The organism is Zavarzinia sp. (genome assembly GCF_041650655.1).
In the GTDB taxonomy this organism is placed as follows: Bacteria; Pseudomonadota; Alphaproteobacteria; order Zavarziniales; family Zavarziniaceae; genus Zavarzinia.
This window is the reverse complement of the sequence record NZ_JBAZKR010000008.1, coordinates 24,568-50,161: the sequence shown is the minus strand read 5'-3', so window position 1 is coordinate 50,161 and position 25,594 is coordinate 24,568. Positions and strand designations below refer to the sequence as shown.

Here is a 25,594-nt window from a genome sequence, read left to right as displayed (position 1 = left end):
TCTTTCCGGCGCCCTTGTACGGTCGGCAGTCTAGGGGGACGCCGGGTCGGCCTCAAGTCGCGAAATCGGCGTGCAGCCTGCGTTTCCCGCCCGCCGGCTTTGGTGTAAGCATGGCGGCCGTTCGTGAGTGAGATCCCGATGCGCCCCTCCGCCCTGAAGCCTGTCGCCGCCCTTCTCGTCGCCGTCCTGCTCGCATTTCTCGGCTGGTGGCTGCCCAACCGGCCGGTCCCGCTGAGCAATCCCTTCGAGGGGCCGATCGAGAGCGTGTCCTTCGCCCCCTACCGTGGCGACCAGAGCCCGCTGACCGGCAATTACCCGAGTGACAAGGACATCGCCGCCGCCCTCGACGCGCTCGCCGGCAAGGCCCAGGGCGTGCGTCTCTACACCGCCCGCGAGGGCATGGAGCAGGTGCCGGAAATGGCCAAGGCGCGCGGGCTCAAGGTCTTCGCCGGGGCCTGGCTCGGCACCGTGCCGCGCATCAATCAATCCGAAGTGGCGGGCCTGATCGACCTCGCCAACCGCTATCCCGACACGATCGACCGGGTCATCGTCGGCAATGAGGTCCTGTTGCGGAAGGACCTTTCGGCCGACCAGCTGATCGGCTTCATCCGCCAGGTCAAGGCCGGGGTGAAGCAGCCCGTCACCTATGCCGACGTCTGGGAATTCTGGCTGATGAACCCGCAGGTGGCGCAGGAGGTGGACTTCATCACCGTCCATATCCTGCCCTATTGGGAAGACAACCCGCTGCCGATCGAGCAGGGCAACGCCCATGTCGACGACATCCTGAACCAGGTCCATGCCGCCTTCCCGGGCAAGCCCGTGGTGATCGGCGAGATCGGCTGGCCGAGCCACGGCCGCCAGCGCGAGGCGGCGGTGGCAGGACGGGTGGAACTCGCCCGCTTCATCACCGAATTCCTGCACAAGGCCAAGGCCGAGGGCATCCACTACAATGTGATCGAAGCCTTCGACCAGCCGTGGAAGAGTGCCCAGGAAGGCACCGTGGGCGCCAATTGGGGCCTGTTCGACGCCGACTGGAAACCGAAATTCGACCCGCGCGGCCCGATCGTGGAAGAGCCGCGCTGGCTGGTCGGCTTTGCCGGGGCGGCCGTTCTCGCCTTCCTCCTGCTGCTGAGCCAGCGCCGGCGGGCGGCCGGCATGAGTTTCGGGCGCAGCCTGGTCGCCGGCGCCGTGCTCGGTCTGTCGGCCTATGCCGCCTCGCGTGCCGGTTTCGAAGCCTGGGCCTATGCCTATATGCCGGGGCCGGAGGCCTGGGCCTGGGTCAAGGCGGCGCTCTGCCTCGGTGTCGCCATGGCGCTGGTTTCCGCCATGTTCCGCATGCTGGCGGACGACCGGCGGGTCGCCATCGGCGGCTGGGTCGCGGCGGCGGGCGACATCGTGCTGACCCTGGCTTTCGCGCTCGCCTTCGCCCTCGGTTTCCTCATGGTCGCGGGGGTCACCGACAATGTGCTGATGCCGCTTCTGCCCGAGACGACGATTGCCCGGCTCTGGCCGATCCTGCCGGTCGACGGGCGTTACCGCGATTTCCCGACCGTCTACCTCGGCCTCGCCGCCGTGGCGCCGGTGATCGTCGCCCTGACCGCGGTGCTGACCGGGCGTGACCGGCTGCTCGATCGCCTGGCCTTCGGGCGCATCTTCGGCTCGGTCGAGCGGGCACGGCCGCGCGGCCGTTCCTGGTTCGCGGCTTTCGCGGCGCTCGCCTTCCTGGCGCTGGCGGCCGCGACCATGATCGAGGACGGGCCGCTCAATACCCAGGCCTGGGTCTGGAGCCTCTGCCTGATCCTGTTCAGCCTGCCCTTCGGCGCGCGGCTGGCGCCTCGGTAATCATTCGGGGGGGGGCTGATCATTCCGCCGCCTCGGCCTGGCGGCGGCGGATCGAGTCGTCCCGGTATTTGGCGGCGTCGGTCGTATATTCGGCGTGGCCATATTGGACCAGGAGGCGATCGAGCTTGGCGATCAGGCGGCGGTCGGCCAGCCCGGCCAGGCCCGGCAGGCGGAGTGCCAGCTTGTAGAGCCCTTCCCGGCCATAGATGAACAGGCCGAGGGCGACGAAGAGCGGCAGGTCGAGCGGCTTCAGCGCGACACCCATGAGCGCCGCCTTGCCCGTGGTATCGCCGGCCAGAAACGAGCGGTTGAAGAAGACGCGGGAGAAGCGCCGCTCCAGCCAGTCGAAGGCCCGGCTCTTCAGCCGGCGGTCGGAAGGGAAATAGGCCGCCATGGTGGCCCGCACCAGGGCGCCGCAGGTGGCGTCGTCATAACCGTCGCGCAGGGTGCCGCTGTACATCGTCATGGCGTCGTAGATGCCCTGGGGGGTGACCGGCAGCAGATCCTCCGGCAGGCCGAGCAGCCAGCAGCGATAGCGGTTGAATTCGACGAAGGCGCGTTCGGCCGGGGTGAACGCGCTGCGGCCCTGGCGGATCATCTTGAAGGCCAGGAGGAAGACGCCGATGGTGCCGGCCGGCATCTGGTCGACCTGGGGCACCGGCACGCCGTAAACCGAAAGATCCCAGCGGCTCGAGCCGCGCAAGATGTTGAAACGCACCATGGAATGCATCAGCCGCACCATGGCCGCCGCCTTGAAGCCGGAGCCGAAGCGGGTGAGGGCGCCGGGCAGCGCCGTCGTGGTGAAGAAGGCCGCGGTCTCCTTGATCCGGCGCACCGCCGTCTCCTGCGACAGGGTGCCGGTCAGGGCCATGGGCAGGGCGGAATATTTGTTGAGGAAGGTCGCGACGAAGGCGCCGCGCACCACGAAGGGCGCCAGGTTGGCGGTGCTGTTCCGGCTGAATCGGGCGCCATCCTCGATCAGGCTCATGTCGATCCAGCCGGGCGTCGCCTCCATCGCGCGGATGAAGGCGGTCAGTTCCGGCGGTGCGTCGGCGACCGCCTCCAGGCCGTGGTCGCAGGCCTGTGTCAACATGCCGATCAGGCGCTTGAAGCCGAACTGCGGCATCAGGGCGGCATAGGCGTCGGCGACATTGTCGCCCAGCATGGCATAGGCGCGGGCGCGGGCCACCGTCTCGGCATCGGCCAGCATGCGGCGGCGCTCCGTCTCCGCCTTCTTGCCGCGGAGAGTGCTGGGGATCTCCGGACTGCCGGCGAAACGCTCCGGCACGATCGAGAAATCGACCTTGCCGTACATGGCGGGCAGGTTCTCCCGCTGGGCGGCGACCCGGGCCTGCAATGCGTCGAGCGTTTCCATCTTTCCCCCAGAACTTACATTTAATAAGTTATGTCGTGTAAGTTACGGTGCGTTGGTAACGGGAGCAAGCATGAATCGATCGGCCCTGACCGCGCGCGGCACGCCGCGGCGGCGCATGAGCGTCGAGCAGCGGCGCGAGCAGATCATGGATGCGGCGCGCGACCTCGCGGTGACCGAAGGCTTCCATGCCGCCACGCTGGAGCGCATCGCCCAGGCCTGCGGCATCACCAAGACCCTGATCTACCAGCAGTTCGGCAATCTCTCCGGGCTGCTGCTGGCCATGGTGGAGCGGGAATTCGCCCGCGCCGCGGCCGGCTTCACGGCGGCCCGCCAGCGCCCGCCGCAGCCGGGGCAATCGGGTTTCGCGGCCGGCGTCGCGGGCGTACTCGAAGCGGTCGACGCGGCACCGGCGACCTGGCGCATGATCCTGCTGCCGAGCCAGGGCGGCCCGCCCGAACTCTACGAACGGCTGGACGAAGCCCGGCGCCTGACCCGGGAAGCCCTGGTCGCGGACCTGCTGGCGGCCGATCCGGCGCTGGCCAGCCTGACCAACCCGGACCACGAAGCGGCGATCGCCCTGCTCCATGCCATGTCGGAAGAATTGGTGCGCCTGCGCCTGAGCGATCCCGCCGCCTTCACGGTCGAGCGGCTGCTGGCCCAGGCAGAATGGCTGGCCAAGGCGATGTTCGGCCGGCGCGGCTAATCCGCGGCGGGATCGAAGAGGCCGCGCGGATCCTCGACCGTGACCAGCCAGAGGTCCGGATCGCGGCGGAGCGCCTTGTCGAGGCGGCTTTGCAGGGCTTCGGGATCGAGCAGGGTGCCGCCGTCGGCCGGCGTCCAGGCCAGGCGGCCGTCGCCGTCCCGCGCCCGGTCGTAGAGGCGGCTGCCGGCGGCGAAACGATCGACCACCAGCATGACGGCGCCGGCATCCTCGTCGCCCTTGCGGAGGACGAGGGCGGACAGGCCCGCGACTTCGGCCCTGCGGATCAGGGCCTGGACGGCGAGCTTGGATTTCAGGCGGGGTTCGGTCGGCATTTGGGGGAGCGGCAGGCTTCGGGGTGATGAGGGGGCAGGAATCACCCCGAAGCCTAATCCAGGTCGCCGCTGGGGGGAACGACGGCCGGCGCGCCCTTCGACGGCGGGGGAGACATACTCGGTTCCGCCCGCCGGGGAGAGGTGAAGGATCAGGCGGCGAGCTTGGCCGCGATCTTGGCGACATGGGCGCCCTGGAAGCGGGCGATCTGCAGCTCGTTGGCCGAGGGCTTGCGGCTGCCGTCGCCGCCGGCAATGGTCGAGGCGCCGTAGGGGCTGCCGCCGGTCACTTCGTCGAGCCTGGACAGGCCGGGTTCCGAGAAGGGCACGCCGACCACCACGAAACCGTGGTGCAGCAGGGTGGTGTGGAACGACAGGATGGTCGATTCCTGGCCGGCATGCTGGGTCGCCGACGAGGTGAAGACGCTGCCCACCTTGCCGATCAGGGCACCCTTGGCCCAGAGGCCGCCGGTCATGTCCAGGAAGTTGCGCATCTGGCTGGTCATCATGCCGAAGCGGGTCGGGGTGCCGAAGATGATGGCATCATAGTTCGGCAGCTCGTCGACCGTGGCGATCGGGGCCGCCTGGTCCGGCTTCATGCCGAATTTCGCCATCATCTCCGGGTCCATCAGTTCGGGCACCCGCTTCACGGTCACTTCCGTGCCGGCCACCGAGGCCGCACCCTCGGCCACCGCGCCGGCGAGGGTCTCGATGTGGCCATAGCTCGAATGATAGAGCACCAGAACCTTGGTCATGATTTCTGTCCTTCCAGGAAATCCGTGAGCTGGAAGGTAGACCCCGCCCGGCGCTTTGATAATCGGGCCTCCTCGAACATAATCGTTTCCGGATTGGAAACGATGCGGGGGTTCGATGGACCGGCTGGCCTCGATGACGGTGTTCCGCCGGGTGGTGGAACTGGGTTCTTTCGCCGCCGCGGCGCGCGACCTCAACCTGTCCAATGCCGCGACCAGCAAGCATGTCGCGGCGCTCGAAGCCCATCTGGGTGCCCAGCTCCTGAACCGCACGACCCGGCGCCTCGCCCTGACCGAGACCGGGCGGGCGGTGTTCGAGCGCTGCATCCGCGTGCTGGACGATGTTTCCGACCTCGAGGCGGCAGTCGGCCAGATGGTGGCACGGCCGCGCGGCAAGCTCCGCGTCAATGCGCCCATGAGCTTCGGCCTGACCGACCTCGGCCCGGTGCTGCCCCGCTTCATGGAACGCTATCCCGAGATCACGGTCGATCTCGTGATGAACGACCGCGTGGTCGACCTGGTCGAGGAAGGCTTCGACGTCGGCATCCGCATCCGTTCCGACCTCGGCGACACCAGCATGATCGGCCGGCGCATCGGCGGCGTGCAGCCCGTGGTCTGCGCCTCGCCCGACTATCTGACCAGGCGCGGCACGCCGGAAAAGCCGGAAGACCTGCTGCAGCACGATTGCCTGCACTACACGCTGGGCGCCACCGGCGACGAATGGATCTTCCGCAATGCCGCGGGCGAGGAACGCCGCGTGCGCACCCAGGGCCGGCTCTCGGCCAACAATGGCGACGTGCTGCGCCATGCCGCGGTGGCCGGCCTCGGCATCTGGCGGGCGCCGGACTTCCTGGCCGAACTCGACATGGCGGCCGGCGCCCTGGTGCCGATCGACCTCGGCGGCTTCCATCTCGCCGCCCATTCGATCCATGTCATCTATCCCCCCGGCCGCCATTTGAGCCCCAAGGTGCGCGCCTTCGTCGACTTCCTGGTCGAGACCGTGGGGGCCAAATGCCGGAGCCGGGGGGCGCCGTGAGGCCGCCGTTCGCTCAGGCGGCCGGGTGCAGGTAGCGGAAGCCGATGGCGATCCGGTTCCAGGTGTTGATGGTGCCGATCAGCAGGGTCAGCTCGACCAGTTCGGCCGGCGTGAATTCGGCGGCGGCGGCGGCGTAATCCGCGTCCGGGGCGCGGGTCTCGGCGATCAGGGTGAGGGACTCGGTCCAGGCCAGGGCCGCCCGTTCGCGCGGGCTGTAGAGGGGGGATTCACGCCAGGCGTCCAGGAGGTAGAGACGTTCCTCGGTCTCCCCGGCGGCGCGGGCGTCGCGCGTGTGCATGTGGAGGCAGAAGGCGCAGCCGTTGATCTGCGAGGCCCGGGTCTTGACCAGTTCGATCAGGCTCTTTTCCAAGCCCGACTGCTGGACATGGGCTTCCAGCGCCAGCATGGCCTTCATCGCGTCGGGGGCGGTCTCATAGGCGTTCAGGCGGGGGGTCATGGTCGTTTCTCCGTGGTGGACGGAAGATCGACGGCCGGCACCCCCGGCCTGTGACATCAACCGGCGACCTGGAGCACCAGCTTGCCGAAATTCTCGCCCTTGAAGAGTTTCAGCAGGGCCTCGGGGAAATGCTCCAGCCCCCGGACCACGTCTTCCTTGGCCGTGACCTTGCCGGCGGCGAGCCAGCCGGCGATCTCGCGCACCGCTTCGCCGTAGCGGGCGGCATAGTCGAAGACGACGAAACCTTCCATGCGCGCCCGGTTGACCAGCAGCGACATATAGTTGGCGGGGCCCTTCACCGCCGTCGTGTTGTTGTATTGCGAGATGGCGCCGCAGATCACCACCCTTGCATGGCGGGCGAGCTGGCTCAGCACGGCATCGAGAATGTCGCCGCCGACATTGTCGAAATAGATGTCGACCCCCTTGGGGGCGAGGGCGCGGAGCGCCTTCTTCACGTCCTCGGCCTTGTAGTCGATCGCACCGTCGAAGCCGAGTTGTTCGGTCAGGTAGCGGCATTTGTCGGCGCCGCCGGCAATGCCGATCACCCGGCAACCCTTGAGCTTGGCGATCTGGCCGACCAGGGCGCCGACGGCCCCGGCGGCACCGGAGACCACCACGGTCTCGCCCGGCTTCGGCTGGCCGACGTCGAGCAGGCCGAAATAGGCGGTCATCCCGGTCATGCCGAGAACGCCGAGGAAGGAGGGCAGGGGCGCCAGGGCGGGATCCACCTTGGTCGCCTCGGCCGCGGGCAGCAGGGCGTGGGACTGCACCCCGGTGATGCCCACCACCGTGTCGCCGACGGTGAAGCCGGGATCGCCCGAAGCGATCACCCGGCCAATGCCGAGGGCGCGCATGACGGCGCCGAGGGCGACCGGCGGGACATAGGACTTGCCCTCGTTCATCCAGCCGCGCATGGCCGGATCGAGCGAGAGATAGAGCACCTCGACCAGGATTTCACCGGCGCCGGCGGTCGGCAGGGCCTCGGTCGTCCATTGCCAGACGGAGGGTTCTGGCAGGCCGACCGGGCGGGCGGCGAGGCGCCACTGGCGGTTCATGGTCGAGGTCATGGCGTGTTCAGCTCCGCCGTTCGGGGGTGATGGCGTTCTGGATCAGCGGCCAGACGCCCTGTTTCCGCCAGCGGGCGTAGCGGTTGCAGACCGTGGCATAGGGGCCGTATTGGCCGACCGGCCAGTCGCGCCAGCGCCCGCCGGCATGCAGCATGTGCAGGATGCCGCTGATGATCCGCCGGTCGTCGGCGCGCGGCGCACCGCGCCCGCCGCTCGGCAGCAGGGGTTCGATCTGCTGCCAAGTGTCGTCGTCGAGCCAGTAGAGATGCTTGGTCATGCCGCCCTCACACCGCGGAAACGCCGCCGTCGACCGCGACCGCCTGGCCCGTGATGTGACGCGAGGCGTCGGACGCCAGGAAGACCGCGATGCCCATCATGTCCTCGTCGCCGCCGAGGCGGGCCAGCGGGGTCGCCGCCACCACCTGCTGCGAGAAGCGGTCGAGCAGGCCCTGGGACATTTTCGAGGGGAAGAAGCCCGGGCAGATCGCATTGACGTTGATGTTGTAGCGGCCCCATTCGGCGGCCAGCGCCCGGGTGAAATTGACCACCGCACCCTTCGAGGTGTTGTAGGCGATCGTATACATCGAAAGCTCGGGCGGATTGCCGCCGAGCCCGGCGATCGAGGCGATGTTGATGATCTTGCCGCCGCCCTGGGGGATCATGGCCCGCTTGCCGACTTCCTGCGAGAGCTGGAAGATGGCGTCGACATTGAGGGTCATCACCTTGTCCCAGGCGGACTGGGGATAATCCTCGGCCTTGGCGCCCCAGGTGGCGCCGGCATTGTTGATCAATATGTCGATCCGGCCGAAACGCGCCAGCACGGCCTCGACCAGGCGGGAGACGGCGCCCGAGGCGAGGTCGCCGAGATCGACCGGCACCGCCAGGGCCTCGATCCCCTTGGCCGCCAGGGCGGCTTCGGCGGCGGCGAGTTCAGCCGGCTTGCGGGCCGCGATCGCCACCTTGGCGCCCATTTCGCCCAGCGCCTCGGCCATCTGGAGGCCGAGCCCGCGGGAGCCGCCGGTGATCAGGGCGACCTTGCCGGTCAGGTCGAACAGGGATTTCACGCTCATCGCTGCAACTCCGCTCACTGGGTCCGCTTCAGTTCCATCTTGGCGATCTGGTTGCGGTGCACTTCGTCCGGCCCGTCGGCGAGGCGGAGCGTGCGGGCACCGGCATAGGCATAGGCGAGGCCGTAATCATTGGAGACGCCGCCGCCGCCATGGACCTGGATCGCCCAATCGATCACTTTGCAGGCCATGTTGGGGGCCGCGACCTTGATCATGGCGATTTCCTTGGCCGCCACCTTGTTGCCGTAGCGGTCCATCTTGTCGGCCGCGTTCAGCACCAGGAAACGGCACTGGTCGATCATGATGCGGGCTTCGGCGATGCGCTCGGCGGTGACGCCGTGGAGCGCGATCGGCCGGCCGAAGGCGGTGCGGCTCTTGGCCCGCTGGCACATCTTCTCGAGCGCGCGCTCGGCGACGCCGATCAGGCGCATGCAGTGATGGATGCGGCCGGGCCCGAGGCGCCCCTGCGCGATCTCGAAACCGCAGCCTTCGCCGAGCAGCATGTTGGAGACCGGCACGCGGACATTCTCGAACAGCACTTCGCCGTGGCCGTGGGGCGCGTCGTCATAGCCGAACACCGGCAGGTGGCGCAGCACGGTGACGCCGGGCACGTCGCGCGGCACGATGATCATCGACTGCTGGCGGTGGCGGTCCGGATTGTTCGGATCGGTCTTGCCCATGAAGATGAAAACCTTGCAGCGCGGATCATTGGCGCCCGACGACCACCACTTGCGGCCGTTGATGACGTAATGATCGCCCTCGCGCCGGATCGAGGCTTCGATATTGGTGGCGTCGGAGGAGGCGACGGCCGGCTCGGTCATGGCGAAACAGGAGCGGATCTTGCCGTCGAGCAGGGGCAGCAGCCATTCCTGCTTCTGCGCCTCGGTGCCGTAACGGGCCAGCACTTCCATGTTGCCGGTGTCCGGCGCCGAACAGTTGAACACTTCCGGCGCGAAATGGACGCGGCCCATGATCTCGCAGAGCGGCGCATATTCGAGGTTGGTGAGGCCGGCGCCCAGCTCGCTCTCCGGCAGGAAGAGGTTCCACAGGCCGGCCGCCTTGGCCTTTTCCTTCAGTTCCTCGACCACGCGGGTGGGCTGCCAGCGGTCGCCCTCGGCCACTTCCTCCTCGAAGCGGTGCTCGTTCGGATAGACATGCTCGTCCATGAAGGCCGAGACGCGCTCGCGCAGCTCCTGCACCTTCGGGGAATATTCGAAGTCCATGGTTCCGTCCTCGGCTCGGCGCGCCGAAGCGCGCGGGTTTCAGGTCAGCGCGCGGGAGCGCGCGGGTTTCTGGTCAGCGCGGGCTGGCGCGCAGGGTATTGGTGGGCAGGCGGTCGTCCAGGATGTCGCGGAAGCGGATCTCGACCGCGGCTTTGATCGCCTGATGGGGCAGGATGTAGAAGCGCCCGGCCCGCACCCCTTCGAGGGTGATGCGGGCGACGTCGGCGGCAGTCAGCTTGCCGGCGGCGATCGCCTTCCGCACCGCCTCGGCATAGGCCTCGCCGAGTGGATTGGCGTCGGCCAGGTCCGACGGGCGATTGCGTTCCGAATGGCCGATCCCGGTCGGCACGAAGGCCGGGCACAGGACCGAGACGCCGATCGCCGCCTTGTCGAGCTGCAACTCGTGGTGCAGGCATTCGGACAGGGTGACGACGCCGTGCTTCGAGACGCAATAGACGCTCGACCCCGGCGGCGACAGCAGCCCGGCGGCGGAGGCCGTATTGACCACATGGGCGGGCTGCCCCTGGGCCAGCATGCGCGGCACGAAGCTGCGGATGCCGTGCACGACGCCCATCAGGTTGACGTCCAGCACCCATTTCCAGTCGTCCAGCGTGGTGGTCCAGATCGGACCGGCCACGGCGACGCCGGCATTGTTGAAGAGAAGATGGGCGGCGCCGAAGCGGGCGTAGGTCGCCTCGGCCAGGGCTTCTATATCGTCGGGCTTGGCGACATCGACCTTCTGCGTGATCGCCTCGGTCCCGGCGGGCAGCAGGGCGACGGTGGCCGCGAGGCCGGCTTCGTCCCGGTCCGCCAAGGCCAGCTTCATGCCCAGTGCTGCGGTCTGCAGCGCCAATTCGCGGCCGAAGCCGCTGGCCGCGCCGGTGATCACGGCGACTTTTCCGGCCAGGTCTTGCACGTTGACTCTCCCCCGCTTGCCCTTCGGCGCTCGTCTTCTTGTCCCGCCGATCGATGCCGTCGGGTTGCGGGCAGAGTAGCCGGCCTATACCCTGCGTCTAATGAATGTTTTGGCGATGGAATCATAAAAATCATGCATATTAATCGCCTCGACCTGAATCTCCTGGTCGTGCTGGATGCGATCTTCTCCGAAGGCGGCATCACCCAGGCCGCGGCCAAGCTGAACCTCACCCAACCGGCGGTGAGCCATGCCCTGGCCCGGCTGCGCGACGTGCTGGGCGATCCGCTCTTCGTCCGGGCGGGGCGCGGCCTGGCCCCGACACCCTTCGCCCGCGGCCTGATCGAGCCGGTGCGCCAGGCTCTGCGCGGGCTCGAAATCGCCCTGGCGGAGGCAGAGCGCTTCGATCCGGCGACCACCAAGCGCCGCTTCACCCTCGGCATTCGCGACGTGCTGGAGGCGCGCATCCTGCCCGCCCTGCTGCACCGGATCTGCGAACAGGCGCCCGGCGTCGACCTCTCGGCGATCCATGTCGACCGCCGCGAGTTGGAGGCGGAACTGGCGTCCGGCCGGCTCGACGCGGCACTCGACATCTGGCTGGTGTTGCCGGAAGTGATCCGCCGCGTCCGGCTGATGGAAGATCGCTTCGTGGTGGTGGCGAGAAGCGGCCACCCGCGGGTGCGCGGGCGGATCGACCTCGACGGCTATCTGGCCGAACAGCATGTCCTGGTCAGCGCGCGCACCGCCGGTCCCGGGCTCGAAGACGTGGAGTTGGCCCGTCTCGGCCTCGGCCGCCACGTCCGCCTGCGCTGCCAGCACTATTTCGCCGGTTGCCGCGTGGTCAGCCAGACCGACCTGGTGCTGACCATGACCGAGCATTATGCCCGCATTACCAACCGCCCCTTCGCCAATCAGATCCTGCCCTTCCCGCTGCAGGGACCCGGATTGGATGCCTATCTCTATTGGCATGCCAATGTCGAAGCGGATCCGGCCAGCCGCTGGCTTCGCTCTATGATTGTGGAAACGATGCGCTCTCTGCCCTCGCGGGATCTCTAGCGCGCAGGCTTCATCGATCTGTTGTTAATCCCACCACGATAAAGGGGTTGTCCCGGAAATGGGCGTTATCGGAGGCACATGAACCCGAAATGGAATCGTTTCTGGTGCGGCTTTCGTCGTTTCTGTCACTACGCTGTTCATGACGCATTGCACAATATCAATGTCGTTCGCTTGTCGGTACAACCAGATGCGCTCAACACGGCCTGCTCATCGGCCCCTGCCCGGAAGCTCTGCGCTCGGGTATGGGGCACAAGCGCCGGACTTGGCCGATGCCGAAGTCCATGTCTGGCTGGTTGACCTGCAACTTACTGACAATATTGTCGAAGACTTTGATTTTGTTGCCAGTTCGGCCGAAAAATCGCGTGCGGCGCGGTTCCGCCGCGAGGACGACAGGCGGCGCTTCCGGCGCGCCCGCTCCGCCCTCCGCCGTATCTTGGCGTGTTACACCCGGCAGGCGCCCGAGAAAATTGACATCATGGCCGACGAGAACGGCCGTCCACGGCTTCGGCAAACCGGAGAAATTGACTTCAATTGTTCCCGAACTGGTGGTTTTGCGTTGATCGCCATCGGCCGGAATTGCCGTGTCGGCGTCGACGTCGAGCGCGTGCAAAGCGGCTTTCCGGCGATGGAACTCGCCCAGGTACACTTCTCGCGCGCAGAGGCGGAAGAACTGAGCAAACAATCGGAATTTCGGCGGATTCCTGCCTTCTTCCGCTGCTGGACCGCGAAGGAGGCCTGCGTCAAGGCCTGGGGCATGGGGCTCTCCCTGCCACTGGCGGATTTCGACGTCGCCGAGGATGCGGACGGCTCTCCGCGATTGGCGGCGCGGCGGGCGGCACTGTCACCGCTTTGGCTTCACCTGCTGCCGACTCCGGCGCGGCTGACGGCGGTACTGGCCGCCGATCGCCCGCTCGCGGCAGTGCAGACCACTTTCCACAGTTTCGCCCGGCTGGCCGCTCTCGGCCCGGCCGGCCGTGCATGAACCGACCGAGGAGGGGCTGGCCATGGGTATCATCGAACGGCCGGATGCAGCACAGATCCTGCCGCTGGCGATCGGCCAGCGTGGCCTTTGGGTGAGCAGCAAGATCGCGCCGACGGGTTCTGTCTTCAACATCTCGGAATATATCGAGATCCACGGCGCGCTGGATCCGAAGCTGTTCATCGCCGCCCTGCACCGTCTGGCCCAGGAGGCGGAGACGGCGCGCACCCATATCGTCGACACCGACGAAGGCCCCCGGCAGGAAATCAGCCCGCTGTTCGAGCGCGCCATTCCCTTCCTCGACGTCAGCGACGAGCCCGACCCGCGCGCCGCCGCCGAAGCCTGGATGATGGAAGAGCTGCAGCGCCCGGTCGATCTCGCCAAGGGCTTCCTGTGGTTCGTCGCCCTGTTCAAGGCGGGACCCGAGACCTGGTTCTGGTACCACCGGTGCCACCACATCATCCTCGACGGTTTCGGCGGCGGCCTGCTGGCCCGGCGCTGCGCCGAGATCTATTCCGCCATGGTCGAGGGGCGCGAGCCCGAGCCCTGCCCCTTCGGCCGCTTCGAGGCGATCCTCGATGCCGAGCAGAGCTACCGCGCCTCGCCCCGCTTCGGCCGCGACCGCGAATATTGGATGGAGCGCCTGGCCGGCCTGCCCGAGCCGATCTCGCTGGCGCGCCGCCGGGCCGAGCCGACCGGCGGCCTGCTGCGCTCGACCGCGCGCCTGTCGCCCGAGAAGACGGCGGTGCTGCACGACATCGCCAAGCGCTATGGCGGCAGCCTGCCGCAGGTGCTGATCTCGTTGATGGCGGCCTATATCTACCGCGTCACCGGGCAGGACGACCTGATCTTCGGGATGCCGGTGACCGGCCGCACCTCGGGGGCGCTGCGCCGCATTCCCGGCATGATGGCCAATGCCATCGCCGTCCGCCTGGCGCTCAGCCCGACCATCACGCTGGAAGACCTGGTCCAACAGGTCGCCAAGGCGGTGATGGGCGGGCTTCGCCACCAGCAGTACCGCTACGAGGACCTGCGCCGCGACTTGGGGCTGCTGCGCCAGGACCAGCAGATCTCCTGGGTCGGGGTCAATATCGAGCCCTTCGACTATGACCTCCGCTTCGGCGGCCTGCATTCGACCACCCATAATCTTTCGAACGGCTCGGTCGAAGACCTGACCATCTTCATCTACGACCGCGACGACGGCCGCGGGCTGCGCATCGATTTCGACGCCAATCCGGGCCTCTATACGGTCGACGAACTGGCCGAGCATCAGGCCCGCATGCTGCGCCTGATCGAAGCCGTGCTGGCCTCGCCCGACGGCCCGATCGGCGCCATCGACATCCTGAGCCCGCTCGAACGCGTCTGCATCGAGAAGACCTGGAACGATACGGCGCACGAGGTCGACCTGACGCCCTGGATCGCCCGCTTCGAGGCCCAGGTGGCGGCGACCCCGGACCGCCTCGCCGCGGTGGACGTGAATGCCGGCCTGAGCTATGCCGCCCTGAACGCGGAAGCCAACCGCCTGGCGCACACGCTGATCGCCCGCGGCATCGGTCCGGGCGACCTGATCGCCGTCGCCCTGCCGCGCAACCGCCACCTGCCGGCGGCCCTGATCGGCATCCACAAGGCGGGGGCGGCCTATCTGCCGCTCGACCCCGAGGCGCCGCCGGCCCGTCTGGCGCTGACCCTGGAGGACGCTGCGCCCGCCCTGGTGCTGACCACGACGGCGATCGCGGCGCGCCTGCCGGTCAACGGCCTGCCCCTGCTGCTGACCGACCGCAAGGAGACGGAAGGTGCGGCCGAGACCAATCCGACCGATGCCGAGCGGAAGGCGCCGCTGACCCCGGCGGATACCGCCTATGTCATCTATACCTCGGGCTCGACCGGGCGGCCCAAGGGCGTGGTGGTGCCGCACCGCGGCCTTTCCAACTTCCTCGCCTCGATGCGCGAGATCATCGGCATCGGGCCGACCGACCGTCTGATGGCGGTCACCACCATCGCCTTCGACATCGCCGCCCTCGAACTCTATCTGCCGCTGACCGTGGGCGCAGAAGTGATCGTGGTGACACGCGATACGGTGCGCGATCCGCAGGCGCTGGCCACCCTGGTGCGCGAGAACCGGGTCAGCCTGATGCAGGCGACGCCCTCGCTCTGGCAGGCGCTGGTGGCCGACCATGCGGCGGATTTCGCCGGCGTGCTGCCGCTGGTGGGCGGCGAGGCGCTGCCCGGCCCGCTGGCGCGCCGCCTCTATGACCTCTCCGGCCGGGTGATCAATCTCTACGGCCCGACCGAGACGACGATCTGGTCGACGGTGATGGAACTGGCCGGCCGCGATCTGGACGCGCCGCCCATCGGCCGGCCGATCTGGAACACCACGGTCCATGTCCTCGACCGCCACATGAATCCGGTGCCGGTCGGCATTCCGGGCGATCTCTATATCGGCGGCCTCGGCGTCGCGGACGGTTACCTGCGGCGGCCGGACCTGACCGCGGAACGCTTCATCGCCGATCCTTTCGCCGAATCCGTGGGGGGCCCCGGCGGGCGTCTCTACAAGACCGGCGACATCGCCCGCTGGCGCGAGGACGGCGCGCTCGAATTCCTCGGCCGCAGCGATTTCCAGATCAAGATCCGCGGCTTCCGCGTCGAGGCGGGCGAGATCGAGGCGGCGCTCACGGCCGAGCCCGGCGTCCGCCAGGCGGCGGTCATCCTGCGCGAAGACGCCGGCAACAAGCATCTCGTCGCCTATGTCGTGCCCGAGAAGGATGCCACGGTCGACGGCCACACGCTCCGCCTGGCGCTCGAGAAGAACCTGCCGGATTACATGATCCCGGCTGCCTTCGTTCCCCTCGAGGCACTGCCGGTCAACCCCAACGGCAAGCTCGACCGCGGCGCCCTGCCGGCGCCCCATTTCGAGCGGACCGAAGGCTATGTCGCGCCGCGCACGCCGATGGAGGAACGCCTGGCATCGCTCTGGGCCGAGAGCTTCGGGCTGGAGCGGGTCGGGGTGCACGACAATCTGTTCGAGCTGGGCGGCGACAGCCTGGCGGCGGCGCGCATGATCGCGGCGCTGCGCACGCGCTACGGCATCGAGGTGCCGCTGGGCGCCGTGTTCGGCACGCCGACCATCGCCGGCCTCTCCGAGCACCTGGAGCGTCACAGCGCCAACGATCCCTTCGCGGCCCTGCTCCCAGTGAAGACCGGCGGCGCTGCGGCACCCCTGTTCTGCCTGCATCCCGTGCTCGGCCTCGGCTGGGGTTATGCCGGGCTGCTGCGCCACATCGGTGCCGAGCGGCCGCTCTATGTCCTCCAGGCGCGCGGCATCACCAAGGCGGCGGCGCTGCCGGCCAGCATCGCCGAGATGGCGGCCGACTATCTGGCCGAGATCCGCGAAGTCCAGCCGAAGGGGCCTTACCACCTGCTGGGCTGGTCCTTCGGCGGGCTCTTGGCGCATGAGATCGCGCGTCAGCTCCGCGCCGAAGGCGAAGAGGTCGGCTTCCTCGGCCTGATGGACGCCTATCCCTTCGTGGTCGACAAGGGCCCGATGGACGAGGCGGCCGAAGTCGCCAGCGCCATGAGTTTCCTCGGCTATCCGAAGGACGCCTTGGGCGAGGTGCCGCAGACCATGCAGGCGCTGGCCGACTTCATCTGCGAGCGCTATGCCGTGCGTTCCATCCCGGCGGTACAGGACATGGAACGCAAGAACCCGGCCCTGTTCGACAATATCCGCAAGGTGATCGAGAACAACATGCGCCTCGCCCGCCGCTTCGAGCCCGGCGTGATCGATGTCGACATCACCTTCGTCAGGGCCGAGAAGGGCAAGGGCGCCGATCTCGACTCGATTCTGCACCACCAGGCCCATGCCTGGGAGGCCCATGTCGACGGGCTGATCGAGCTCCATGCCGTCGCCTGCCACCACCAGGACATGCTGGATGTCGCCGTGCTGGCGGAAATCGGCCCGGTGCTGGCGGCCGCCCTGGCGGCGCGGGTGCCGGTCCCCAGGCTGGCGATGGCGTGACGCGATGCGGATCACCATCTTCGCCGTCGGCACCATGGGCGACATCCGCCCCTTCCTGGCGCTCGCCCACGGGCTCCAGGCCAAGGGTCATGTCGTCACCCTGGCGACCAGCCAGAATTTCGAGGGCCTGATCACCCGCTTCGGGGTCAAATATGCGCCGCTCACCGCGGACTACGAGACCTTGATGCACAAGGCGCCCGAGATGATCGAGAACGGCATGAATGTCGTGAAGGTGGGGCGCATCATGCGCGGCCATCTCTCGGAAATGGCGTCGAACTGGGGGCGCGAGGGCAGGGCGGCGGCCGAAGGGGCGGAACTGCTGATCGGCCAGGGGCCGGCCACCATCCTGGTCGCCTCGCTCTCGGACGCCACGGGGATTCCCTGCGTCCAGGCCCAGCTCCAGCCGATGACGCCCTGCCGCGACATCCAGCCCATGATGCTGCCGCCGAGCCGGATTCCGCTGCCGGGCTTCCTCAACCTCGGCCTCTATCATGCGCTGCGCTTCTTCACCTGGCAGATGTTCGCCCCGGCGATCAACGAGATGCTGCGCAAGGACCTGGGCCTGAAGCCCTATAATTGGCTCGGCCCCTATTACGGCGGGCCGCGCAGCCGGCGCCGCGTCCTCTATGCCTATTCGCCGGAGATCCTGCCCAAGTCGCGCGACTGGAACGAGGACCAGGTGGTGACCGGCTTCTGGTACCTGGACGAGGGCGAGAACTATACCCCGCCGCGGGACCTGGCCGATTTCCTGGCCGCGGGCGAAAAGCCCGTTTATGTCGGCTTCGGCTCGATCTTCGGGCGCGACACCGAACGGATCACGCGGATCGTCATCGCCGCCCTGAAGCAGGTCGGCTGCCGCGCCATCCTGGCGACCGGCTGGGGCGGCATCGCGGCGGACGAGAGCCTGCGGGACGACAAGATCTTCGTCCTCCAGGCGGCCCCGCACGACTGGCTCTTCCCGCGCATGGCCGTCGCCGTACACCACGGCGGCGCCGGCACCACGGCAGCGGCGGCGCGCGCCGGCATCCCCTCGGTCATCATGCCCTTCATCACCGAACAGGCCTTCTGGTCCGACCGGCTGGAGAAGCTGGGGGCGGCACCGAAGCACCTGAACCGGAAGACGGTGACGGTGGAGGCGCTCGCCGCCGCCATCGAGCGCGCCCGGAAGCCCGACATGATCGCGGCGGCCGCGGCCCTCGGCGAGCGGATGCAGCGGGAGACCGGTGTCGCCACCGCGGTCGCCCAGCTCGAGGAATGGGATCTCCTGCACTCGACCGCGCGGCCCGAACATGGCACAACCGGGCCGGTTCACCCTGCCGCCGAGGCTGCAATTGGCTGATGTCGCCGCCGTCCGTGCCACTATCGTCGCCCGTGCCAATGCGCTGGGCGGACGGGCGCGTGCGGCCTGGGCCGGCTTCGGCCTGATCCAGCGGGGCGTCGCCCTCGGCCTCGGGGCCGGGCTTCTGCTGGCGCTCGGCAGCCTGGTGGTGGGCGGCCGCGGCACCGTGGGCCTCGGCGCGGAGGGAGAGGCGGTGCCCGTCGTCCTCGGCACCGTGGCCAAGGATCCCCTCCCGGTTTATCTCGACGGCATCGGCACCGTGCAGGCGTCGAACACCGTCCAGGTGCGCGCCCGGATCGACGGAGAGATTATCGAAATCGGCTTCAAGGAAGGCCAGGCGGTAAAGGCCGGCGACATCCTGGTCCGCATCGATCCCCGACCCTTCGAGGCCAATTGGAAGCAGATGCAGGCCAATCTGGCGCGCGACCAGTCCCAGCTCTCGGATGCCCGCGCCAATCTGACCCGCCTGATCGGCATCGGCGAATTCGCCGCCAAGAAACAGGTCGACGGCCAGCGTGCCCTGGTCGCCCAGATGGAAGCCCTGGTCGCCGCCGACCAGGCCCAGGTCGACTATGCCAAGGCACAGCTCGACTATACCGTGATCCGCTCGCCGTTCGACGGGCGCACCGGGCTCCGCCAGGTCGACATCGGCAATATCGTCCATGCCGGGGACCAGACCCCCCTGGTGACCGTGACTCAGGTCGACCCGATCGCCGTGCTCTTCACCCTGAACGCCGACGACCTGCCGATGATCGTCGACGGCATGAAGGCGGGCACGCTCGCCGTCTATGCCTTCGCCAAGGACAACAAGACGAAGCTCGCCGAAGGCAATCTGGACCTGGTCGACAATCAGATCGACCAGGCGACCGGCACGGTGAAGCTGAAGGCGACTTTCCCCAATCCCGACAGCCGGCTGTGGCCCGGGCAATTCGTCAATGCCCGACTCCGCGTCACGCTCTATGACGGGCTCTCGGTCTCGGCCAATGCGATCCAGCAGGGGCCGAACGGCGCTTATCTCTGGATCGTGGACGGCGAGGGCAAGGCTTCCATGCGCTCGGTCGTGGTGACCCGGCTGCAGGACGGCCGCGCCCTGATCGATTCGAGCCTGACGCCCGGCCAGAAGGTCGTCGTCGACGGCCAGTACAAGCTCCAGCCGGGTGCTGCCACCGTGCCGGCCCCGCCCCAGCCCGAAGCCCCGGTCGCGGGTTCGACCGCCGCCGGCAGCTAGCCGCAGGCGCCTCGGTGCAGCCCCGATGAACATCGCCAGCCCCTTCATCCTGCGGCCGGTGGCGACAACGCTGCTCACCATCGGGATCGTGCTGCTCGGCCTGATCGGCTACCGGATGCTGCCGGTCACTTCGCTGCCGACGGTGGATTTCCCGACGATCCAGGTCACCTCGCGCCTGCCCGGCGGCTCGCCCGACGTCATGGCTTCGCTGGTGACGACACCGCTCGAACATCAGCTCGGCCAGATTTCCGGCCTGGTCACCATGCGTTCGGTCTCTTCCTTCGGGACGAGCCAGATTACGCTGCAATTCGACCTCGGCCGCGATGTCGATGCCGCGGCGCAGGATGTGCAGGCACAGATCAACGGCGCTTCGGGCCTCTTGCCGCTGGCGCTCATGCCGTCCCGGCCGACCTATTCCAAGGTCAATCCGGCCGATACGCCGGTGCTGATCCTGGCCATGACCTCGAACGAGCTGCCGCTCCGCATGGTGAATGATTTCGCCGACACGGTGGTGGCGCAGAAACTCTCCCAGGTGCCGGGCGTCGGCCTGGTGACCATCGAGGGCGGGCAGAAGGCGGCGGTACGCATCCAGGTCAATCCGGTGGCGTTGGCCGGCCTCGGCCTTTCGCTCGACGACGTCAGGGCCGCGATCAAGGGCGCCACGGTCGACAGTCCCAAGGGCGGTATCGACGGGCCGCGGCAATCGTTCCAGATCAGCGCCGACGACCAGTTGCTCGACGCCGAAGCCTATCGCCGCCAGATCATCGCCCAGAAAGACGGCGCGCCGGTCCGCCTGGGCGACATCGCCACGGTGAGCGAGAGCGTCGAGAACGACCGCATGGCCGGCTGGTACGACGGCAAGCCCGCCGTGCTCCTGAATATCCAGCGCCAGCCCGGCGCCAATATCATCGAGGTGGTGGACGCCATCCACCGCCTGCTGCCCGGCTTGCGCGCGACCGTGCCGCCCGCGGTGAAGCTCGACGTGCTGAGCGACCGGACCGAGACGATCCGGGCCGCCATCGCCGACGTGCAGTTCACCCTGCTGCTGTCGATCGCTCTCGTCGTCCTGGTGATGTTCCTGTTCCTGCGCCGGCTGTGGGCGACGGTGATCCCCAGCGTGACCCTGCCGGTTTCGCTGGTCGCCACGTTCGGCATCATGGCGCTGGCCGGCTTCAGCCTGGACAACCTCTCCCTGATGGCGCTCACCATCGCGACCGGCTTCGTGGTCGACGACGCCATCGTGATGATCGAGAACATCGTGCGTCACATGGAGGCGGGGGAGCGGCCGCTCCAGGCGGCGCTGAAGGGGGCGAAGCAGATCGGCTTCACCATCGTCTCGCTCACCGTCTCGCTGATCGCGGTGTTCATCCCGCTCCTCCTGATGGAGGGCGTGGTCGGGCGGCTGTTCCGGGAATTCGCCATCACGCTCTCGGCGGCGGTGGTCATCTCGGCCCTGGTCTCGCTCACCCTGACGCCGATGATGTGCGCCCATCTCCTGCCGCGCGACGAAAAGAAGAAGAAACAGGGCCGTATCGCCGACTGGTCGGAACGGGTGCTGGACCGGAGCCTCGCCCTCTACGAGAAGAGCCTCGGCTTCGTCATGGTGCATCAGCGGGAGACCCTGCTGGTCGCCATCGCCACGCTGGTCGCCACCATCGGCCTCTATATCGTGGTGCCCAAGGGCTTCCTGCCGCAGCAGGACACCGGCCTCATCGTCGGCGTGACCGATGCGGCGCCCGATATTTCCTTCGCCGCCATGGCCGCCAAGCAGCAGCAGGTGGCCGACATCGTGCGCCGCGACCCGGATGTCGCCGCGGTTTCCGCCTTCGTCGGCACCGGCACGATCAATTCGACGGGTAATGCCGGCCGTCTCTATATCTCCCTGAAGCCGCGGGCCGATCGGGGCGAGACGGCGGACCGGGTGATGCGCCGCCTGAAGCTGGCGACGCAGGGCATCCAGGGTATCAGCCTGTTCATGCAGTCGGCCCAGGAACTGACCGTCGGCACCGTCCATGCCCGGACGCAATACCAATATCTGCTCCAGGGCGCTTCGGCCGCCGAATTGACGCTGTGGTCCGGCCGGCTGCTCGACGAATTGCGCCGCAGGCCCGAGGTGGCGGACGTCGCCTCCGACGCCCAGGCGGGCGGCCAGCAGGCCATGCTGACCATCGACCGCGACGCGGCGGCCCGCCTCGGCATTTCGGTCGGGACGATCAACGACGCCCTCTACAATGCCTTCGGCCAGCGCCAGATCGCCACCCTCTACACCCAGACCAACCAGTATCATGTGATCCTGGAGGTGGCGCCCGACTTCCGTGCCGATACCGGCGCCTTCCGCTTCGCCTATGTGAAGTCGGACCAGGGCGAGATGGTGCCGCTGGCGAGCTTCACCAAGGTCGAGCTGCAGGCGGCGCCGCTCGCCATCATGCACCAGGGCCTGTTCCCGGCCGTCACCCTGTCCTTCAACCTGGCCGAGGGAGCATCGCTCGGCAGCGCCACCGGGGCGATCCACGAGGCGGAGGCGGCGATCGGCATGCCCTCCTCGATCAGCGCCAGTTTCGTCGGCAGTGCGGCGGAATTCGGCCGTTCGCGCGCCGCCGAAGTGCTGCTGATCCTGGCCGCGGTGGTCACCGTCTATATCGTCCTCGGCATCCTCTACGAGAGCTATATCCACCCGATCACGATCCTCTCGACCCTGCCTTCGGCCGGCGTCGGCGCCCTGCTCGGCCTCATGCTGACGGGCAAGGAGCTCGACGTGATTTCGCTGATCGGCATCATCCTGCTGATCGGCATCGTGAAGAAGAATGCGATCATGATGATCGACTTCGCCCTCGATGCGCAGCGAAACGGCGGCATGAAGCCGGAAGCCGCGATCGTACAGGCCTGCCTGCTGCGCTTCCGCCCGATCATGATGACCACCATGGCGGCCCTGCTCGGCGCCCTGCCGCTGGCGTTGGGCACCGGCACGGGGTCGGAGATCCGCTCGCCCCTCGGTATTTCGATCGTCGGCGGCCTGCTGCTCTCGCAGGCCCTGAGCCTCTATACGACGCCGGTGATCTATCTCGCCTTCGATCGCCTGCAGCGGCGGCTCGGCCTCGGCGCGGTGCCGCAGGCGGCCGAGTGATGGATTCCAACGTCTTCATCCGCCGGCCGGTCGCGACCACGCTGGTGATGATCGGTGTGCTGCTGCTCGGCTTCACCGCCTATTTCCATCTGGCCGTCTCCTCGACCCCGATCGTCGACCTGCCGACCGTGGTGGTGCGCGCCAGCCTGCCGGGGGCGAGTGCCGAGACCATGGCCGCCTCGGTCGCGACGCCGCTGGAACGCCAGATGGGCACGATCGCCGGCCTGACCGAACTCACCTCGATCAATTCGATCGGCGGCACCACGATCGTCGCCCAGTTCGACATCGGGCGGAACATCGACGCGGTGGCGCGCGACGTGCAGGCGGCGATCAATGCCGCGGCGGCGGTGCTGCCTTCCGACATGCCGGCGCCGCCTTTCTATATCAAGGCCAATCCCAACGTCTTCCCGGTCATCACGCTGGCGCTGGCGAGCGACATCCTGCCCGCCTCGCAGGTCTACGACCTCGCGGACAAGCTGCTGTCGCAGCGCCTTTCCCAGGTGCCGGGGGTTTCCCAGGTGTCGCTCTCGGGCGCCGATGCGACCGCGGTGCGGGTCCAGGCCGATCCGGGCGCGCTCGCCTCCCTCGGCCTGTCGCTCGAAGATTTGCGGGCGGCGCTGGGGGCGATTTCCACCCTCGGCCCCAAGGGCAGTTTCGACGGGCCGGACAAGACCGTGGCGATCGCCGCCAACGACCAGCTCCACAGTGCCGAGGACTTCCGCACCCAGGTGATCGCCTGGCGGAACGGCGCCGCCATCCGCCTGGGCCAGGTCGCCACGGTGAGCGACGACGTTTCCAACACCAAGGTCGGCTCCTGGCTGAACGGCAAGCGCGCGGTCCTGGTCGAGGTGCGGAAACAGCCGGGCGCCAATACGATCCAGGTGGTGGACGGCGTGCGCGCAGCGCTGGCCGAATTGCGCGGCTGGCTGCCCCCGGCGGTCGGTGTCCAGGTGGTGGCGGACCGGACCCGGGTGCTGCGCGCCGGCATCGCCGACGTGCAATTGACCATGGCGCTGTCGACCGCGCTGGTCGTCATGGTGATCGCGCTCTTCCTGCGCCGTTTCTGGGCCACCGTGATCCCGGCCGTGTCGATCCCCGTGGTGGTGGCCGGCACTTTCGCGGTGATGTATCTGCTCGACTACAGTCTCGACAATCTCTCGATCATGGCGCTGATCATCGCGATCGGCTTCATCGTCGACGATACGATCGTGATGATCGAGAACGTCTTCCGCCTGATCGAGAAGGGCGAGACGCCGATGCGGGCGGCGGCGAAGGGCACCCGGCAGATCGCCTTCACGGTGATCTCCCTGACCGTCTCGCTGCTCGCCGCCCTGATCCCGATCCTCTTCATGCCCGATGTGCTGGGCCGCTTCTTCCGCGAATTCGGCGTGACGCTGGCGGTCGCCATCGTCCTTTCCGCCCTGGTCTCGCTCAGCCTGACGCCGATGATGTGCGCCCATCTGCTGGGCCGGGAGAAGGTGGCGGAGGGGCGGCTCTCCAACAAGGTGGAGCGCGCGATCCAGGGCCTGACCGATCTCTATGCCGGCAGTCTCGAGCGGGCGCTGCGCCGGCCTTGGCTCATGCTCGGCCTGGTCGGGCTGTTCATGGTCGGCGCGATGGCGCTCTTCGTCGTAGTGCCCAAGGGTTTCCTGCCCAAGCAGGACACCGGCGTGATCCGCGGCGTGACCGATGCGCCGGCCGACATTTCCTTCGAGGCGATGCGCGAGCGCCAGGCGGCAGCGGTCAGGATCATCCTGTCCGATCCGGCGGTCGACAATGTTTCCTCCTTCGTCGGCACCGGGCTCTGGAACGCGCTGAAGAACGGCAATCTCACGGTCAACCTGAAGCCCTTCGGCCAGCGCGACGTGACCGCGGCGCAGGTGGTCGAACGGCTGCGGCCCAAGCTCGCGGCGCTGCCGGGAATCGATACCTATCTCTCGCCGGTCGACGATTTCGGCACCGGCGGGCGAGCCGGGCGGGCGGCCTATCAATATACGCTCTCCGGCCCAGACCTCGCCCGACTGGAGAAATCGGTCGCCCTGGTGCGCGACGCCCTGAAGACGGTGCCAGAGGTGACCGATGTTTCGACCGACCAGGATGCCGGCGCCCTGCAAGCCCATCTGACGATCGACCGCGATGCGGCGGCCCGCCTCGGCGTCTCCTCGGCGGCGATCGACGCCGCGCTCTACAATGCCTTCGGTCAGCGGCAGGTCTCGACCATCTACAACGAGTTCGACCAGAACAAGGTGGTGCTCGAAGTGCGCGCGGCCGACCGGGCCGATCTCACCGCCCTCGACCGGCTCTATGTCACCGGCACGGGGGGCAAGCAGGTGCCGCTCTCGGTCGTGACCACGCTCGATCCCGGGCAGACGCCGGTGCAGATCAACCACCAGGGCGAGCTGCCGGCGATCACCATCGGTTTCAACCTGGGTGCAGGCGTGGCCCTCTCCTCCGCCATGGCGGCGGTCGAGGCCAAGGTGAAGAGCCTGAACCTGCCGGCCGATGTGACCGGCTTCTTCGCGGGCGATGCCAAGACGGCGCGGCGGGCCAATAGCGCCCAGGGCTGGATGCTGCTCGGCGCCATCGTGGCGATCTATATCGTGCTCGGCATGCTCTACGAGAGCTATGCCCATCCGCTGACGATCCTTTCGACCATTCCCTCGTCCGGCGTCGGCGCGCTGCTCGCCCTGCTGATCACCGGGGTCGAATTCTCGGTCATCGCGGCGATCGCCCTCGTGCTGCTGATCGGCATCGTGATGAAGAATGCGATCATGATGGTCGACTTCGCCCTGGTGGCGGAGCGGGAGGCCGGCCTCACCCCGCGCGAGGCGATCCTGCGCGCCGCCCGGCTGCGCTTCCGGCCGATCACCATGACCACGCTGGCCGCGGTCTTCGGTGCCTTGCCGCTGGCGATCGGCTTCGGGGTCGGGGCGGAGATGCGCCAGCCCCTCGGCATTTCGATCGTGGGCGGGCTGATCGCGGCGCAATTCGTCACGATCTATACGACGCCCGTGGTCTATCTCGCGGTCGACCGGATGCGCGGCCGGCGGCGCGCGCGCTTCCTGCCGTCGGAAATGCCGGCGGAGTGA

General features: G+C 68.1%; 19 protein-coding genes. 10 read left to right on the top strand and 9 right to left on the bottom strand.

Annotated features, from left to right (window positions below):
* Positions 1–123 precede the first annotated feature (123 nt).
* Positions 124–1,842: a glycosyl hydrolase family 17 protein gene (locus tag WC493_RS03095; protein ID WP_373062408.1), complete on the top strand. Its 1,719-nt coding sequence runs from the start codon at positions 124–126 to the stop codon at positions 1,840–1,842.
* A 19-nt stretch (positions 1,843–1,861) separates the two neighbouring features.
* On the opposite strand, the gene WC493_RS03090 is transcribed toward WC493_RS03095, so the two are convergent.
* Positions 1,862–3,217 carry an oxygenase MpaB family protein gene (locus WC493_RS03090; RefSeq protein ID WP_373062406.1) on the bottom strand — a complete coding sequence of 452 codons (1,356 nt, stop codon included), beginning with the start codon at positions 3,215–3,217 and terminating at the stop codon, positions 1,862–1,864.
* A 70-nt stretch (positions 3,218–3,287) separates the two neighbouring features.
* Here WC493_RS03090 and WC493_RS03085 point away from each other — a divergent pair, with 70 nt between their 5' ends.
* Positions 3,288–3,920: a TetR/AcrR family transcriptional regulator gene (locus tag WC493_RS03085; RefSeq protein ID WP_373062404.1), complete on the top strand. Its 633-nt coding sequence runs from the start codon at positions 3,288–3,290 to the stop codon at positions 3,918–3,920.
* On the opposite strand, the gene WC493_RS03080 is transcribed toward WC493_RS03085, so the two are convergent.
* A complete protein-coding gene (locus tag WC493_RS03080; RefSeq protein ID WP_373062402.1) occupies positions 3,917–4,252 on the bottom strand; it encodes a DUF1491 family protein in 336 nt (111 codons plus the stop codon). The genes WC493_RS03085 and WC493_RS03080 overlap by 4 nt on opposite strands.
* 149 nt (positions 4,253–4,401) lie before the next feature.
* Positions 4,402–5,004, bottom strand: coding sequence for an NAD(P)H:quinone oxidoreductase (wrbA, locus tag WC493_RS03075; protein ID WP_373062400.1), 603 nt, complete (start codon positions 5,002–5,004; stop codon positions 4,402–4,404).
* 115 nt (positions 5,005–5,119) lie between these two features.
* Here wrbA and WC493_RS03070 point away from each other — a divergent pair, with 115 nt between their 5' ends.
* Entirely contained in the window at positions 5,120–6,037 is a 918-nt protein-coding gene (locus WC493_RS03070; protein ID WP_373062398.1) for a LysR family transcriptional regulator, read from the top strand.
* Between the two features lie 13 nt (positions 6,038–6,050).
* Here WC493_RS03070 and WC493_RS03065 read toward each other — a convergent pair whose 3' ends face one another.
* The 6 genes from WC493_RS03065 to WC493_RS03040 form a co-directional block, all read right to left on the bottom strand.
* The gene (locus tag WC493_RS03065; protein ID WP_373062396.1) at positions 6,051–6,494 is read right to left on the bottom strand and encodes a carboxymuconolactone decarboxylase family protein; all 444 of its coding nucleotides are present in this window, start codon (positions 6,492–6,494) and stop codon (positions 6,051–6,053) included.
* Between the two features lie 56 nt (positions 6,495–6,550).
* A complete protein-coding gene (locus WC493_RS03060) occupies positions 6,551–7,561 on the bottom strand; it encodes an NADP-dependent oxidoreductase (protein ID WP_373062394.1) in 1,011 nt (336 codons plus the stop codon).
* Positions 7,562–7,568: 7 nt separating this feature from the next.
* The gene (locus WC493_RS03055) at positions 7,569–7,838 is read right to left on the bottom strand and encodes a transposase (protein ID WP_373062392.1); all 270 of its coding nucleotides are present in this window, start codon (positions 7,836–7,838) and stop codon (positions 7,569–7,571) included.
* Between the two features lie 7 nt (positions 7,839–7,845).
* On the bottom strand, positions 7,846–8,631 hold the full coding sequence (locus tag WC493_RS03050) for an SDR family oxidoreductase (protein ID WP_373062390.1): 786 nt from the start codon (positions 8,629–8,631) through the stop codon (positions 7,846–7,848).
* 14 nt (positions 8,632–8,645) lie between these two features.
* Positions 8,646–9,851 (bottom strand): acyl-CoA dehydrogenase, encoded by a 1,206-nt coding sequence (locus WC493_RS03045; RefSeq protein ID WP_373062388.1) that lies wholly within the window; start codon positions 9,849–9,851, stop codon positions 8,646–8,648.
* Between the two features lie 73 nt (positions 9,852–9,924).
* Positions 9,925–10,767 (bottom strand): SDR family NAD(P)-dependent oxidoreductase, encoded by an 843-nt coding sequence (locus WC493_RS03040; RefSeq protein ID WP_373062386.1) that lies wholly within the window; start codon positions 10,765–10,767, stop codon positions 9,925–9,927.
* 132 nt (positions 10,768–10,899) lie between these two features.
* On the opposite strand from WC493_RS03040, the gene WC493_RS03035 reads away from it, so the two are divergent.
* The 7 genes from WC493_RS03035 to WC493_RS03005 all read left to right on the top strand — a co-directional run bounded on the left by WC493_RS03035 (position 10,900) and on the right by WC493_RS03005 (position 25,594).
* Positions 10,900–11,820, top strand: a complete 921-nt coding sequence (locus tag WC493_RS03035; RefSeq protein ID WP_373062384.1) for a LysR family transcriptional regulator — start codon at positions 10,900–10,902, stop codon at positions 11,818–11,820.
* Positions 11,821–12,082: 262 nt separating this feature from the next.
* Positions 12,083–12,802, top strand: coding sequence for a 4'-phosphopantetheinyl transferase superfamily protein (locus WC493_RS03030; protein ID WP_373062382.1), 720 nt, complete (start codon positions 12,083–12,085; stop codon positions 12,800–12,802).
* 22 nt (positions 12,803–12,824) lie between these two features.
* Positions 12,825–16,814 (top strand): amino acid adenylation domain-containing protein, encoded by a 3,990-nt coding sequence (locus tag WC493_RS03025; RefSeq protein ID WP_373062380.1) that lies wholly within the window; start codon positions 12,825–12,827, stop codon positions 16,812–16,814.
* Between the two features lie 4 nt (positions 16,815–16,818).
* Entirely contained in the window at positions 16,819–18,153 is a 1,335-nt protein-coding gene (locus WC493_RS03020) for a glycosyltransferase (RefSeq protein ID WP_373062378.1), read from the top strand.
* Complete coding sequence (locus tag WC493_RS03015) at positions 18,146–19,381, top strand: efflux RND transporter periplasmic adaptor subunit (protein WP_373062376.1); 1,236 nt, start codon at positions 18,146–18,148, stop codon at positions 19,379–19,381. Before WC493_RS03020 ends, WC493_RS03015 begins: the two co-directional genes overlap by 8 nt.
* A gap of 25 nt (positions 19,382–19,406) precedes the next feature.
* Positions 19,407–22,505: a multidrug efflux RND transporter permease subunit gene (locus WC493_RS03010; RefSeq protein ID WP_373062374.1), complete on the top strand. Its 3,099-nt coding sequence runs from the start codon at positions 19,407–19,409 to the stop codon at positions 22,503–22,505.
* The gene (locus WC493_RS03005) at positions 22,505–25,594 is read left to right on the top strand and encodes an efflux RND transporter permease subunit (RefSeq protein ID WP_373062372.1); all 3,090 of its coding nucleotides are present in this window, start codon (positions 22,505–22,507) and stop codon (positions 25,592–25,594) included. The genes WC493_RS03010 and WC493_RS03005 overlap by 1 nt, the downstream gene beginning before the upstream one ends.

Excerpts from the sequence above, each read along its gene's own strand:
- WC493_RS03090 (WP_373062406.1), bottom strand. The coding sequence starts at position 3,217 with ATGGAAACGCTCGACGCATTGCAGGCCCGGGTCGCCGCCCAGCGGGAG.
- WC493_RS03085 (WP_373062404.1), top strand. The coding sequence starts at position 3,288 with ATGAATCGATCGGCCCTGACCGCGCGCGGCACGCCGCGGCGGCGCATG.
- WC493_RS03080 (WP_373062402.1), bottom strand. The coding sequence starts at position 4,252 with ATGCCGACCGAACCCCGCCTGAAATCCAAGCTCGCCGTCCAGGCCCTG.
- wrbA (WP_373062400.1), bottom strand. The coding sequence starts at position 5,004 with ATGACCAAGGTTCTGGTGCTCTATCATTCGAGCTATGGCCACATCGAG.
- WC493_RS03070 (WP_373062398.1), top strand. The coding sequence starts at position 5,120 with ATGGACCGGCTGGCCTCGATGACGGTGTTCCGCCGGGTGGTGGAACTG.
- WC493_RS03065 (WP_373062396.1), bottom strand. The coding sequence starts at position 6,494 with ATGACCCCCCGCCTGAACGCCTATGAGACCGCCCCCGACGCGATGAAG.
- WC493_RS03060 (WP_373062394.1), bottom strand. The coding sequence starts at position 7,561 with ATGACCTCGACCATGAACCGCCAGTGGCGCCTCGCCGCCCGCCCGGTC.
- WC493_RS03055 (WP_373062392.1), bottom strand. The coding sequence starts at position 7,838 with ATGACCAAGCATCTCTACTGGCTCGACGACGACACTTGGCAGCAGATC.
- WC493_RS03050 (WP_373062390.1), bottom strand. The coding sequence starts at position 8,631 with ATGAGCGTGAAATCCCTGTTCGACCTGACCGGCAAGGTCGCCCTGATC.
- WC493_RS03045 (WP_373062388.1), bottom strand. The coding sequence starts at position 9,851 with ATGGACTTCGAATATTCCCCGAAGGTGCAGGAGCTGCGCGAGCGCGTC.
- WC493_RS03035 (WP_373062384.1), top strand. The coding sequence starts at position 10,900 with ATGCATATTAATCGCCTCGACCTGAATCTCCTGGTCGTGCTGGATGCG.
- WC493_RS03025 (WP_373062380.1), top strand. The coding sequence starts at position 12,825 with ATGGGTATCATCGAACGGCCGGATGCAGCACAGATCCTGCCGCTGGCG.
- WC493_RS03020 (WP_373062378.1), top strand. The coding sequence starts at position 16,819 with ATGCGGATCACCATCTTCGCCGTCGGCACCATGGGCGACATCCGCCCC.
- WC493_RS03010 (WP_373062374.1), top strand. The coding sequence starts at position 19,407 with ATGAACATCGCCAGCCCCTTCATCCTGCGGCCGGTGGCGACAACGCTG.
- WC493_RS03005 (WP_373062372.1), top strand. The coding sequence starts at position 22,505 with ATGGATTCCAACGTCTTCATCCGCCGGCCGGTCGCGACCACGCTGGTG.